Origin of the sequence: Bradyrhizobium sp. (assembly GCF_049519115.1) — a bacterium.
Taxonomy (GTDB): Bacteria; Pseudomonadota; Alphaproteobacteria; order Rhizobiales; family Xanthobacteraceae; genus Bradyrhizobium.
This window is the reverse complement of the sequence record NZ_JBEKRB010000051.1, coordinates 17,073-29,490: the sequence shown is the minus strand read 5'-3', so window position 1 is coordinate 29,490 and position 12,418 is coordinate 17,073. Positions and strand designations below refer to the sequence as shown.

12 protein-coding genes and 1 pseudogene are annotated in these 12,418 nt (G+C 57.9%); 7 read left to right on the top strand and 6 right to left on the bottom strand.

Annotation, left to right across the window (positions count from 1 at the left end; all coding sequences use genetic code 11):
* Positions 1–897: 897 nt before the first annotated feature.
* From ABSE61_RS28835 to ABSE61_RS28810, 6 genes are all read right to left on the bottom strand, one after another.
* Positions 898–1,392 (bottom strand): hypothetical protein, encoded by a 495-nt coding sequence (locus tag ABSE61_RS28835; protein WP_423874561.1) that lies wholly within the window; start codon positions 1,390–1,392, stop codon positions 898–900.
* Between the two features lie 92 nt (positions 1,393–1,484).
* Positions 1,485–2,102 carry a hypothetical protein gene (locus tag ABSE61_RS28830; protein WP_423874560.1) on the bottom strand — a complete coding sequence of 206 codons (618 nt, stop codon included), beginning with the start codon at positions 2,100–2,102 and terminating at the stop codon, positions 1,485–1,487.
* On the bottom strand, positions 2,050–3,048 hold the full coding sequence (locus ABSE61_RS28825) for a recombinase family protein (protein WP_423874559.1): 999 nt from the start codon (positions 3,046–3,048) through the stop codon (positions 2,050–2,052). The genes ABSE61_RS28830 and ABSE61_RS28825 overlap by 53 nt, the downstream gene beginning before the upstream one ends.
* Entirely contained in the window at positions 3,011–3,496 is a 486-nt protein-coding gene (locus tag ABSE61_RS28820; RefSeq protein WP_423874558.1) for a DUF2924 domain-containing protein, read from the bottom strand. The genes ABSE61_RS28825 and ABSE61_RS28820 overlap by 38 nt, the downstream gene beginning before the upstream one ends.
* The gene (locus ABSE61_RS28815; protein WP_423874557.1) at positions 3,493–3,855 is read right to left on the bottom strand and encodes a DUF3489 domain-containing protein; all 363 of its coding nucleotides are present in this window, start codon (positions 3,853–3,855) and stop codon (positions 3,493–3,495) included. Before ABSE61_RS28815 ends, ABSE61_RS28820 begins: the two co-directional genes overlap by 4 nt.
* A 243-nt stretch (positions 3,856–4,098) precedes the next feature.
* Positions 4,099–4,326: a hypothetical protein gene (locus tag ABSE61_RS28810; protein WP_423874556.1), complete on the bottom strand. Its 228-nt coding sequence runs from the start codon at positions 4,324–4,326 to the stop codon at positions 4,099–4,101.
* Between the two features lie 247 nt (positions 4,327–4,573).
* Here ABSE61_RS28810 and ABSE61_RS28805 point away from each other — a divergent pair, with 247 nt between their 5' ends.
* The 7 genes and pseudogenes from ABSE61_RS28805 to acnA all read left to right on the top strand — a co-directional run bounded on the left by ABSE61_RS28805 (position 4,574) and on the right by acnA (position 12,387).
* Positions 4,574–5,239: a response regulator gene (locus ABSE61_RS28805; protein ID WP_423874555.1), complete on the top strand. Its 666-nt coding sequence runs from the start codon at positions 4,574–4,576 to the stop codon at positions 5,237–5,239.
* Positions 5,240–5,331: 92 nt separating this feature from the next.
* Positions 5,332–5,661, top strand: a pseudogene (locus ABSE61_RS28800) (sensor histidine kinase N-terminal domain-containing protein); the annotation flags it as partial.
* A gap of 285 nt (positions 5,662–5,946) precedes the next feature.
* A complete protein-coding gene (locus tag ABSE61_RS28795; RefSeq protein ID WP_423874592.1) occupies positions 5,947–6,657 on the top strand; it encodes a sensor histidine kinase in 711 nt (236 codons plus the stop codon).
* Between the two features lie 149 nt (positions 6,658–6,806).
* A complete protein-coding gene (locus tag ABSE61_RS28790) occupies positions 6,807–7,469 on the top strand; it encodes an ABC transporter substrate-binding protein (RefSeq protein WP_423874554.1) in 663 nt (220 codons plus the stop codon).
* Positions 7,408–7,863, top strand: coding sequence for an ABC transporter substrate-binding protein (locus ABSE61_RS28785; protein ID WP_423874553.1), 456 nt, complete (start codon positions 7,408–7,410; stop codon positions 7,861–7,863). Before ABSE61_RS28790 ends, ABSE61_RS28785 begins: the two co-directional genes overlap by 62 nt.
* A gap of 329 nt (positions 7,864–8,192) precedes the next feature.
* Positions 8,193–9,500, top strand: coding sequence for an MFS transporter (locus ABSE61_RS28780; protein WP_423874552.1), 1,308 nt, complete (start codon positions 8,193–8,195; stop codon positions 9,498–9,500).
* Between the two features lie 181 nt (positions 9,501–9,681).
* Positions 9,682–12,387 (top strand): aconitate hydratase AcnA, encoded by a 2,706-nt coding sequence (gene acnA / locus ABSE61_RS28775; RefSeq protein ID WP_423874591.1) that lies wholly within the window; start codon positions 9,682–9,684, stop codon positions 12,385–12,387.
* Positions 12,388–12,418 lie beyond the last annotated feature (31 nt).

Below are 12,418 nucleotides of genomic sequence, written 5' to 3'. Positions count from 1 at the left end.
GCATCGCGAGATGCGCTCAAATACTAATAAGGTGCGAGGCCCATCACCGCCATGATGATGAACGTGTTAGCGCTATTCCCTCGATAGCTGTGGCTCTCAAGCAACTTGTTCCCGATCGGTGAATCAGCAACACACCGTAGATGCACGGGAGAACTTAGGCCGAATGAACTTATGCGAGAGGCTGCTGAGTGTCTGCTCAACGTCAAAAGCGGCCTGTGAGCGATGATCACTTAACGCTGGACCGGATCTCGGTCATCGGTCGACGTATTCCGTAACCGTTTCATATCTGAATTCCCCCAAGCGTTCGGCGCAGGGCTTCCTTCCTTCGGGTGACCCGGTTGGGTTTGAGAAGATCCAGTTTCAGCGCGGACGGCTGGGCAAGTCTCAACGAAAAACCGGACCGTTATGCAGCAGCCATCTGCATAAGGGTCCGGCCTGAATGTTTTTTGTTCGGATATTCTTTCGGCGAAGGATGCTCCAGTCTGAGCTGCGAAGGGCGCAACAGACATCAGGCACTATCCGCATCTTGTGAGATTTCGTCGATAGATTACTTCTTTTTCTTCTTGGCTGTCTTCTTTGACTTCTTTGCTTTCTTCGCTTTCTTAGCCATGTTGCCCTCCGTGGCCCCAAGAGTTGAGTCAATGCAAGTCGACGATCGACATGCATGCATTCAGAATACACCACAATTGCAAAATTGATATCGCGCGGTTCGAAGATGGTAAACGCCGTCGCGACTTGTGACCGGACGATGCGGTCGCGCGCGTGATGCTTGGAGAGCGGGCGCCTTGTCGGATCAGGACGAGAAGAAGTTTTCGTGTGGTCGGAAGAAGCAGCGAGAGCGAAGCCGAACCATCTCGTGGATCCTTGAACCCGATGATGGATCACTCATTGCGAAAACTAGGAGTCACAGGCTGGAGCAAGGTTTAATGATCTAAGGAGGCCACTAAGTACGGCGGTGCGATCACAGCGCTTGATCTGCTCGCTCAGCCTGGAATGATCCGCGTCCCGGCTCTCTTTGGAATCACCGGCGGACTTGCTGTTCTTGGCGGTTCGCTTGGATTTTGAGATCGATGGTTTTATGGCGTTGGGATCGTGCCAATGCCGGCTGACAATACTCGACTCGGACGGCGAAATCATTTTTTGGGCCTCCGGAACGACCAGGTCGATTGGCTGCAATGTAGACTGGCTTGGATTTTCCTGGCGCACATAGGCGACCTCAAGCCGGTCAGCCTTAATTAGTGGTTCCTGCGCCAAGCCGGTGCCAACGGTCGCTCCGGCTATCGGTCTTTCGTCGGTCGCCTGAGCGGCAGGCGCTTTAGCAACCTTGCCTGCGGCCATCGCGCAGAGCAGCACAACCAAACATCCAACCGCGAACCAAACAGTCCTGATCATCTTCGGTCACCAGTTTCCCACAACAGCGTCCCGGTTGATTCGGGCGGTTACGCGGCGGAATTTATCTTGATCGTGGCGATCCCCCGAAAAAATCAGCCTAGCAATCGCCGGTGTTCCGTCCACTGCAAAGGAAGCAGCTTTGGAATCTGAGCCAGCGAGAGGCCGGACGGTTGCCTGCCATCTATAATTGCTGACGTGACGTCGGGTGAAAGAAACGCCAGCCGAAGAGCCTGACGCACGACCTTCGGATGAACGCGGCTGGCTTCGGCTAGCGCCTCGACGGACACGTATGTACCCTCGTGGAGGTGCCGTATCCAGGTGTGAGCCCGAACGATGGACTGGATCAAACTCGCGTTGCGCGTTTGATCCGGAGCACTTTCGCATTTCACCACAGTTGCGGTATCCGCTGCCTTGCTAGACCACGGAATTCTGATCTCTTGCGCCGGTCTGTCCTCGTCGGGGACGCCGGTAATCTGGATCAGCAGTTGGCCTCGAGCGACGACAACGCGGTGAATCTGTCCGATGTGCAGGGATGCACCATCAAATCCTAGTTGTTGATGAGCTGAAAGAGCGGAGAGAACTGCGCTCTCTACCTGCATGGCTGCAACACGCCTGATCGATCCTGCAGCTGCTTTACGTCCACGCAGCAATGCAGAGCTAACGTAGAAGCGATAGCGCACGCCGTTTTTGCTGGAAAAGCTCGGGCTCATGCGATTGCCCTTGTCGTCGTAGAGCTTGCCAGCGAGGAGGGCGCCGCTTTCGGATCGATTTTACTTTCCGATCGTTGGATTTGGTGGAAAGGAGCTGCTGGACCCGGTCGAAAGGCACGCGATCGACGATGGCGTTGTGCTCGCCCTCGAACCACTTGCCGCCGTGGTGAACCTCGCCAAGGTAGATGCGGTGTTTCAGGAAATGGGCGACGGGACCGTAGGTGAAAGGAATACCACCGTTGTACTTAATGACCTTGGTGGCGCGCCGTTTTGTCACGATGCCACGCTGGTCGAGATCCGCCACCAACCTGCTGAACGACTGAAGTTCGAGATAGCGGTTGAAGATGGTGCGCACAGTCTCGGCCTCGCTTTTGTTGACAACGAGCTTCTTGTCCTTGGCGTCATAGCCGAGGGGCACCGACCCGCCGGTCCATTTGCCCTTCCGGCGGGAGGCCGCGATCTTGTCACGCACCCGCTCGGACGACAGTTCTCGCTCGAACTGAGCAAACGACAGAAGCACGTTGAGGGTGAGTCGCCCCATGGACGAAGTGGTGTTGAATTGCTGGGTGACGGCTACAAACGAAACGGATCTTGCGTCAAAGGCCTCAACCAATTTCGCGAAGTCGGCGAGCGAACGGGTGAGGCGATCGATCTTGTAGACCACCACAACGTCGATCCTGCGGGCCTCGATATCCGCAAGCAGCTTTTTCAGGGCGGGCCGCTCTAGGTTGCCGCCCGAATACGCCGGGTCGTCGTAGTGCTGGGAGAGGGCCTTCCAACCCTGTGACGCCTGACTTTTAATGTAGGCCTCGCAGGCATCGCGTTGAGCATCCAACGAGTTGAATTCCTGCTCCAGGCCATGTTCGGTGGATTTGCGGGTGTAAATGGCACAACGCAGGGGTTTAGGACTACTTGCCATCGGAGCCAGCCTTGGTCCGGAGTCCAAAAAAGCGCGGTCCGTTCCATTTGGTGCCGGTGATCTCCATGGCGATTTCCGAGAGGCTCGCGTATCTCTCCCCATCATAGACAAAGTCATCGGTTGTTACCGCGACGCGGTGAGTCTGGCCCTTCCACGTCCGAACCAATTCCGAGCCCGGTTTAATCCGCCGCGGCAATTCGAGCCGACCATTGGGTTTTGCCAAGGCGGCCTTGACCAATTGATCGAGCAGGCGCCGGGTCGGAGCAGGGAGGCCGCCATAGGCCTTCTCTTGGATTCGATGTGCTATGCTTCGCCTCAAGAGGTCTGGACCGAACGCCTTTGGCGGCTCGGTCGGGAACAGCTCGCGGTACCGATGGCGGGGCTGCACAATTGGCGTCGTAGGCAGCCGATCCAGCTCCGCCTCGACCGCCGGATCGGCTGTTCTGTTTGAAAGGCTTGGCGGCATGGTGATCATCGAGCTCGCATCGAGCCGATCCGGTAAACGCGCTGCCCGTCAACCTTGTCGGAGAGAAGGTTCAACTTCAGCTTCTTCTTAACCACCCCCGCAAAGAAGCCGCGCACCGAATGCTGTTGCCAATCCGTCGCCTTCATGACCGCGGCGATGGTTGTGCCCTTCGGCTGGCGAAGCATCCCCAGTACGGCATTTTGTTTGGAAGAGGTCGCTTCCTTCGCGGATGCCGGACTCATGGCGACGGCGCTCGCTTCCGGCTTCGCATTCGATTGCGCGCGCCCTTTTACCTTGGCGGCGCCTTTCGCGGTCCGCCGTAATTTGCTTACGGTCGCGGCCGGCTTGGATTTCGGTTTGCTGGACATTCAGGTCTCCCTAGCGTGAGCGACAGCATCGGGTGCTGCCACTGACATGAGCCCCGAAGTCATGCGGGGCGAGAGACCGAGGATTGCTAAGGAGAAGGACGTATTGGCTCAGCTTAGCAAAGTCGAAACAGTACTGCTCTGCCGACCGGAAAAGTCGAGCGAATTCCGGGCAATCTTATGGCTCTTTTGCCCGGAAATGCCGAGTGCGGCCGGTCAGGGCGTGCAAAGGCGCCGTCCGGAGGCTCAGAAACCTTCGCTGTTACCTCGTGCGATCGCGATCCCGTAGCAAAAGGTGTCCAGCAGGTCATCCTCCCGATCGCTGTCCTTATCGCCGATGCGGAAGCTCTCGACCTGTTCAATGCGGCGACTTGCGCAGGGCCCCGTCCATCCGCTCTGACCTGGTGCGAGGACGACGACGGTCGCGCCTTGCCTCACTCGATCAAAGAGATCGATGACGTCCTCGTTGGTCATGATAAATCGCAAAAATCCTCGTATCGGTGAGCCGATTCCCGTCAGCGCACCAAAGCTCAATATTCGCCACGCCTTATCGTCTCCATTTGAGCTTTCGCAAGGGCTGTTTGAGCGTCATGTTGCGTTGCGTCCTCGGATGTAGTCAGCCCAAGATTGACACAACGCGTTCTTCGTCCGAAAACTCGCGAAAAGGTAACCGGTTTTTGCGGCAGGGGACGGAGCGAAAGCGAAGGCGAAGGCTTGTTCAGTGAGGATTCTGATTATCGAGGACGATGCCGCGATGGCGCGAGGCCTTGCCGAGCGGCTCAAACTGTCTGGGTTTGCAGTCGATATCGAGTCCGACGGCGCTGCCGCCGCGCAGATCGCGTTGCTCGAACCCTACAGTCTGGTGATTCTGGATATCAACCTTCCAAATGTTTCGGGCTTCGACGTCCTGCATAGGATACGGCAAGCCGGATCAACCGTCCCGGTCATGATTCTGACGGCCAGATATGCGGTTGACGACAAGGTGAGCGGGCTCGATCTCGGCGCCGACGATTATCTCTCCAAACCCTTTGATATCGCCGAATTCGACGCCCGTGTTCGCGCGCTGGTGAGGCGAGGGCAGGGGTTGCCCAATCCGACCCTGATTTGCGGTCCGCTCGCGTTCGATCGCGCCGTCGGCACGATTACCCTGAACGGTGAGCCGCTTGAGTTGCGGCGTCGTGAATTTGCGGTGCTGGAAGTGCTGATGACTCGTGCCGGCAAACTCGTGTCCAAGGAAAGGCTGATCGCTGAGGTGTTTGGCTTCGACGAGCCGGTGGCGCCAAACGCCGCCGAACTGTACGTGGCTCGGGTCCGGCAAAAGCTTGGGCCCGACGGACCGCGGATTCGAACAGTTCGCGGCCTGGGCTATTTATTGGAGGTCATGTGATCGCCACCTGGCGGCCGTCGTTGAGAAGAACTCTCCTGACGAATTTGGTGGCGCCCGCCATCGTTCTCGCGGCTGTGCTTGGTATCGGCGGGATGGTGTTGATCCACAGGGTTGTCGAGACAACCCATGACCGCTTGCTCGACGGATCGGTGCTGGCCATCGCCGAACGCGTCGGGGTCGAGGATGACGAATTGACCGTCGATTTGCCACAGGTTGCCCTTGGAATGTTGGAGAGTCAGTCTAACGACAGCATCTACTACAGCGTGTCCTACCTTGGCGAATTGATTACGGGATACAAGGATCTTCCGCTGCTTGGCTTCGATCGATTGAAGGCCGGTGAGATCGGTCATCGCGACGGTGAATACCGCGGCAATCCGGTCCGTATTGCCGCGCAGGCGCGACAGGTTTACGGCAGGCCCGGCTTGATCCTCGTTGCGGTCGCCGAGACCGTACAGGCACGTCGAGCGGTCGAGCGGGAGATGCTTACCGGTCTTGCAACTCTCGAGGCTGGATTGATTGGTCTGGTTGCTCTGCTCGGTTGGTATGCGGTCGAACGAGGGTTGAGGCCGCTTGGCGAACTCAAGCAGGAGATCGACGCGCGTGGCATTCAAGGCGGGCCAAATCTCAGTCCGCTCGATCTGTCCCGCGTGCCGCAGGAAGCGCTGGCGCCGGCGATCGCGGTAAATTCCCTGCTGCAGCGTCTCGATATGGCGATTGAACTGGTGCGCCGATTCACCGCCGATGCCTCTCATCAAATGCGCACGCCTTTGGCGATCTTGCGGACGCATCTCGATCTGGTGCGACGTCTGGGCTCGGAAACGCCCGGGGGCCGATCTGCCCTTGACGAAATTGATAACGCAATCAACCGGCTAGAGAGGCTTCTCGGGCAACTCGTTACGCTGGCCCGGGTGGATGAACAAAACATTGCGCAACCTCTCGTCGAGAGCGTGGACTTGAACGAGATTGCCTTCAACGTCTTGTCGGAGCGTACGCCACAGGCGTTCGCGCGGGATATCGATGTCCAGCTCGATCGGTTTGATGGACCTGCTCTGATTCCCGGAAACAGTGTGCTGATCGGTGAATTGCTGGCAAACCTTGTCGATAATGCCATCCGCTATAACCGCGCCGGCGGGTTGGTGCTTGTTCGCACCGTGGTTGGCCTGACCGCCGCGCGTGTTGAAGTCGAGGACACCGGCCCGGGAATTCCAGCCGCCCATCTGGCGCGCGTCTTCGAGCGCTTTTATCGGGTTCCGATGACGAACGGACCTGATGGCAGCGGTCTCGGGCTGGCGATCGTAAAAGCGCTGTCAGACCGCCTCGGCGCTCAAATCGTGCTTTCGCCGGGCGCGGAGGGGCATGGCCTCCTGGTTTCGGTGAGCTTTCCTCTTGCCAAACAGGATGCTGAAAGTTCTGTTTGAAGCCGCGTTATGTCGGCTATCGAATACGAAAGCTGGTATCGAGGCGTCATCGGCGAACGTGACTCTGGCGCGGGGGTGACAGGCCCGACGGTTACGCTCTTGAATAACTGAAGCGCGCAAACGCGGCTCATGAATGAGGAAACGTTACGATGAGGGCTACGAACGCCTTGCTGCTGTGCGTTGGAATCCTGCTGGCTGCACCGACGCCCGCTCAGCAGTTGCATGAAGTTGCTTCGCCAAAGGGTCAGGTGGCCGCGGCTGTCGAGGCCAGGGAGCAGCTCAACATCGTTTCGACCACCGATGCGTCGGAGGTGGCCGACTTGCTGGCCGATTTCCGAGCCCGCTTTCCGGGCATCCAAACCGTCTATTCGAAGGTGAATTCGAACGACATTTATAATCAAATCGTCGATCCCGCCTCCTCTGGCGATGCGCCTGGTGATGTCGTCTGGAGTTCGGCGATGGATTTGCAGATCAAGCTGGTCAATGACGGTTATGCACAACCCTATGTGTCGAAAGAAATGGCACACATGCCGGACTGGGCGATCTGGAAGGATGAAGCTTACGCGATCACCGCGGAACCAATTGTCATTGTTTACAACAAGAATCTCGTTGCGGAATCGGCTGACAAATCTCATGATCAGAAAGCCGGACACCTATCGAGGAAAGATTGCGTCTTACGATCCGGAGCAAAGCGGATCCGGATTTTTGTTTATAACGCGCGATGCGGAGATCACCAAGACGACGTGGGAAATGGTCCGCGCGTTTGGCGCCGCCGGCATCAAGCTCTATTCAACAACTGGAACCATCCTTGATCGAATTGCGTCTGGCGAACACCTGATCGCCTACAATATGATCGGGTCCTATGCGATCGAGCGGGCCAAGGAAGATGCGTCAATCGGCGTCGTTTTCCCTGCCGACTATATCACCCTGATGTCGCGCATCGCTTTTATACCTGTCGCGGCGCGGCATCCCGAATCCGCGAAGCTGTTTCTCGATTATCTGCTTTCGGAGCGTGGTCAGAAATTTCTCCTGGCGCGATCAGTGGGGCCTGTTCGCGTGGGCCTCGGCGCGGATGGTGTGATCCCGTCGGACCGCAGCGCCGCAGTAAAGCCGATCCATATTGGGCCAGAGTTGCTTACCTATCTCGATCAATCCAAGCGTGCGAGCTTTCTGAAAGAGTGGCGCCGCGCTCTGCAGGATAGGTAGAAATCCGCAAATTTGGATTTGTCGGCACGTTATAACTTTTTCAGGAGATTCAGGCCACTCGCGATCGACGCAGTCGTCGCGGGAGCGCAAGGCTTCGCTTTGATGCATCAGGTGACTGTTGCTGCGATGCCCCGCGATACCGCTACGACAGGTTGGTGACAGGTCAACTGATATAGGATGGGCGGCACGTATCTTCGGCACAAGAACGCTGCGTTCACGTCTGGCTTTGGAGCCGAGTGGCCAGACGTACTCCGGATGCGATCAAGCTTGAAACACCCGCACGCCGGGTGAACAATGACAAAAATTATAAAGACAAAAGGGAGGACGGCATGACGGCTAACACCGGGCAATCGAAGCTTGGGATGGTGCTCCGCGTCACCAGCGGAAACTTTCTGGAGATGTTCGACTTCTTTTTGTCGGGTGTCTACGCTTCGTACATCGCAAAAGCATTCTTTCCGCTTGAGAACGAATACGCGTCATTGCTGTTGACCTTTGTCGCGTTTGGCGCGGGCTTTCTGATGCGCCCGCTTGGCGCCATCATCCTCGGCGCCTACGTCGATCGCATTGGCCGGCGAAAAGGTCTGATCGTTACATTATCCATCATGGCCGCGGGTACGGTGCTCATCGCGTTCGTACCAAGCTACGCGACCATCGGCCTGTTTGCACCGCTGCTGGTCCTGATAGGGCGGCTGCTGCAAGGATTTTCGGCAGGCGTCGAGCTCGGTGGCGTTTCGGTCTACCTTTCGGAGATGGCCACGCCGGGAAGGAAGGGCTTTTACGCGAGCTGGCAGTCCGCAAGCCAACAAGCCGCGATCATCGTCTCGGCCGCGCTGGGCTTTGCCTTGAATGCATGGCTTTCCCCGGCGCAACTTGACGATTGGGGCTGGCGCATCCCGTTCTTCATCGGCTGCATGATCGTTCCTTTCGTATTCGTTATTCGGCGATCCCTGCAGGAGACCGACGAGTTTCTCGCTCGCAAGCATCATCCCACTCCGCGTGAGATTTATCGTTCCGTTCTCGCAAACTGGAGCATTGTGCTTGCGGGAATGATGATGGTGATCATGACCACCGTGTCGTTCTACCTCATCACGGTTTACACGCCGACCTTCGGCAAGTCGGTTCTGAAGCTGTCCGCGGCCGACAGCCTTATCGTGACTTTTTGTGTGGGCATTTCGAACTTTATCTGGCTGCCCATCATGGGCGCATTGTCCGACAGGATCGGGCGTCGTCCGATCCTGATTGCGTTCTCGACGTTGGCGTTTTTCACCGCCTATCCGGCGCTTTCCTGGTTGGTCGAAGGTCCGACCTTTACGAAAATGATGATGGTCGAGCTTTGGTTGTCGTTCATTTACGCCAGCTACAATGGTGCGATGATCGTGGCGTTGACCGAAGTCATGCCGATCGGCGTGCGAACATCAGGGTTCTCGCTCGCGTATAGTCTCGCAACGACCTTCGGTGGGTTTACCGCGGCCATCTGCACATGGTTGATCGCGACCACCGGAGACAATGCGTCGCCCGGGTACTGGATGAGTGTGGCGGCGCTCAGCGGTCTGGCCGGAACCTATTTCGTCTACAAGTCCCAAGAACGGCTCTCGCTGTCCGGGGTCAGCCCGAGAGAAGGGGTGATAGGAGCGTAGCCCCCGCAAATTAGTCGATCCTTGAGGCCCGCTTGGTGTGGACGTCGGGGACACGAATTGGGGAGTTGGGCGGGGCTCGGCTTGCCGAGTTGGCAAAACGCTTCGTCCCCGCTCGTTTCCTTCGTTCCGCCGCGTCTTCTTGTCGTTGGTTACAGATCCTAGAATGAGGGGTGACTTCGCGATGAAATATCTCAACAGCTTTGATGCTCGCCAAACGCTCACTGTCGGTGGAAAGAGCTACGTCTATTATTCGCTTCCGGCGGCGGAGAGGAATGGCTTGTCGAGCGTCTCCCGGCTGCCATTTTCGCTGAAAGTCATCATCGAGAATATGCTGCGCAACGAAGACGGCCGCAGTACGAGCAAGTCCGACATCGAGAATGCAGCGCACTGGATTGAGGACAAGGGCGCGGCCGAAAAGGAAATCGCCTTCCGGCCGGCGCGGGTGCTGATGCAGGACTTCACCGGCGTCCCGGCAGTGGTCGATCTCGCCGCGATGCGGGACGCCATGAAGAGTCTTGGCGACGATCCGCAAAAGATCAACCCACTAGTGCCGGTGGATCTGGTCATCGACCACTCGGTGATCGTCGATGCCTTCGGCAACGGACAGGCGCTCGGCAAGAATGTCGAGCTCGAATACCAGCGCAACGGCGAGCGCTACCGGTTCCTGAAATGGGGGCAGGGCGCATTCTCGAACTTTCGCGTGGTTCCCCCCGGCACGGGTATCTGCCACCAGGTCAATCTTGAATTCCTGGCGCAAACGATCTGGACCCGCACGCCCGAAGACGACGGAATGGAGCTGGCCTATCCCGATACACTCGTCGGCACCGACTCGCACACGATGGTCAACGGCCTCGCGGTGCTCGGTTGGGGCGTCGGCGGAATCGAGGCCGAAGCCGTCATGCTCGGTCAGCAAATCTCGATGCTGTTGCCGCAGGTGATTGGCTTCAAATTGACCGGCCGGCTGAAGGAAGGTGTCACGGCGACCGATCTCGTGCTGACCGTGACGCAGGTGCTGCGCAAGCGCGGCGTCGTCGGAAAATTTGTCGAGTTCTACGGCCCGGGGCTCGATGACATGACCGTCGCCGACCGCGCCACCATTGCCAATATGGCGCCGGAATATGGCGCAACCTGCGGCTTTTTCCCGATTGACCAACGAACCATCGACTATCTGACGACCACGGGTCGCGATCCCGAACGCATTGCCCTGGTCAAGGCTTATGCGCAAGCCCAGGGCATGTGGCGCACCGCGGATACGCTGGATCCGGTGTTCACGGACAGCCTGCAGCTCGACATGGCCGACGTCGTGCCTTCGCTGGCTGGACCGAAACGACCACAGGATCGCGTGACGCTCGATACGGCGAAGACGTCTTTCCTGGGAGCGATGGATCAGGAATTCCGCCAGGCCTCGCAGATCGGAGAGCGGCATCGCGTCGAAGGCGAAAAATTCGATCTCGGTCACGGTGATGTTGTCATCGCAGCGATCACGTCATGCACCAATACATCCAACCCCAGCGTCATGCTGGCGGCTGGTCTTCTGGCACGCAACGCTGTCGCCAGCGGAATGAGCGCAAAGCCCTGGGTCAAAACATCGCTCGCGCCCGGTTCGCAGGTGGTTGAGGAGTATTTCAAGAAGTCAGGCCTGCAGACTGATCTCGACAAGCTCGGTTTTAATCTTGTCGGTTTCGGCTGCACGACCTGCATTGGAAATTCCGGACCATTACAGGAAACCATCTCGGAGACGATTTCCGACAAAAATCTGGTTGCTGTCGCCGTGCTGTCCGGCAATCGCAACTTTGAGGGACGGGTCAATCCGGATGTGCGGGCGAATTATCTCGCCTCGCCGCCGCTCGTCGTGGCTTACGCGCTGGCCGGGTCCATGGCGTTGGATCTGGCGAAAGAGCCGCTCGGGTTGGGGAGCGACGGCAAGCCCGTGTACCTCAGGGATATCTGGCCTTCGAGCAAGGAAGTGCAGGACTGTATCGACCGCACGATAGGCAGCGAGCTCTTCAAGGCGCGCTATTCGGATGTCTTCAGCGGCGATGCAAACTGGAAAAATATCGGTGTCACCAAAGGGCTGACCTACGAGTGGGACCAGGTTTCAACCTATGTTCAGAATCCGCCTTATTTCGTCGGGATGACGAGGGAGCCGACACCACCCACCGACATCATCAACGCGCGCATCCTTGGCATGTTTCTCGATTCGATCACCACGGATCACATCTCGCCTGCGGGATCGATCAAGGAAAGCAGTCCGGCGGGACACTACCTGCGCGACCATCAGATTCGCGTGGTCGATTTCAATCAGTACGGCACCCGCCGCGGAAACCACGAAGTGATGATGCGCGGAACATTCGCTAACATCCGTATCAAGAACCAGATGGTGAAGGATGAAGCCGGCCGGGTAGTCGAGGGCGGCTACGCCATTCATCAGCCGAGCGGCGAGCGAATGTCGATCTACGACGCCGCCATGCGCTATCAGGCCGAGAAGGTGCCGCTCGTTGTCTTTGCCGGCAAGGAATATGGCACCGGTTCGTCGCGCGATTGGGCCGCCAAGGGTACCAACCTTCTCGGCATCCGGGCCGTGATCGCCGAGAGCTTCGAGCGCATTCACCGGTCGAACCTGGTCGGCATGGGCGTGATGCCGCTTGTCTTCGAGGAAGGCACCTCCTGGCAGTCGCTGGGATTGAAGGGCGGCGAGATCATCACCCTGCACGGGATCGAGGGCGATCTGGCGCCTCGTCAGAAGCTTGCCGTCGAGATCCGTGGTCCCGACGGCGCCAGCAACGCCGTCGTTCCGCTGAACTGCTGCATCGATACGCTCGATGAACTGGAATATTTCCGTAACGGCGGAATTCTCCAATACGTCCTGCGCCAGTTGGCAGCCTGACGATCCCCCGATCATTTCATCGAGAGAACAT

What these genes read in the sequence shown, in the direction of transcription:
- ABSE61_RS28835 (WP_423874561.1), bottom strand. Translation starts at nt 1,392, where the DNA reads ATGATCAGGACTGTTTGGTTCGCGGTTGGATGTTTGGTTGTGCTGCTC.
- ABSE61_RS28815 (WP_423874557.1), bottom strand. Translation starts at nt 3,855, where the DNA reads ATGTCCAGCAAACCGAAATCCAAGCCGGCCGCGACCGTAAGCAAATTA.
- ABSE61_RS28820 (WP_423874558.1), bottom strand. Translation starts at nt 3,496, where the DNA reads ATGATCACCATGCCGCCAAGCCTTTCAAACAGAACAGCCGATCCGGCG.
- ABSE61_RS28810 (WP_423874556.1), bottom strand. Translation starts at nt 4,326, where the DNA reads ATGACCAACGAGGACGTCATCGATCTCTTTGATCGAGTGAGGCAAGGC.
- ABSE61_RS28785 (WP_423874553.1), top strand. Translation starts at nt 7,408, where the DNA reads ATGGTCCGCGCGTTTGGCGCCGCCGGCATCAAGCTCTATTCAACAACT.
- acnA (WP_423874591.1), top strand. Translation starts at nt 9,682, where the DNA reads ATGAAATATCTCAACAGCTTTGATGCTCGCCAAACGCTCACTGTCGGT.
- ABSE61_RS28795 (WP_423874592.1), top strand. Translation starts at nt 5,947, where the DNA reads ATGGCGATTGAACTGGTGCGCCGATTCACCGCCGATGCCTCTCATCAA.
- ABSE61_RS28830 (WP_423874560.1), bottom strand. Translation starts at nt 2,102, where the DNA reads ATGAGCCCGAGCTTTTCCAGCAAAAACGGCGTGCGCTATCGCTTCTAC.
- ABSE61_RS28790 (WP_423874554.1), top strand. Translation starts at nt 6,807, where the DNA reads ATGAGGGCTACGAACGCCTTGCTGCTGTGCGTTGGAATCCTGCTGGCT.
- ABSE61_RS28780 (WP_423874552.1), top strand. Translation starts at nt 8,193, where the DNA reads ATGACGGCTAACACCGGGCAATCGAAGCTTGGGATGGTGCTCCGCGTC.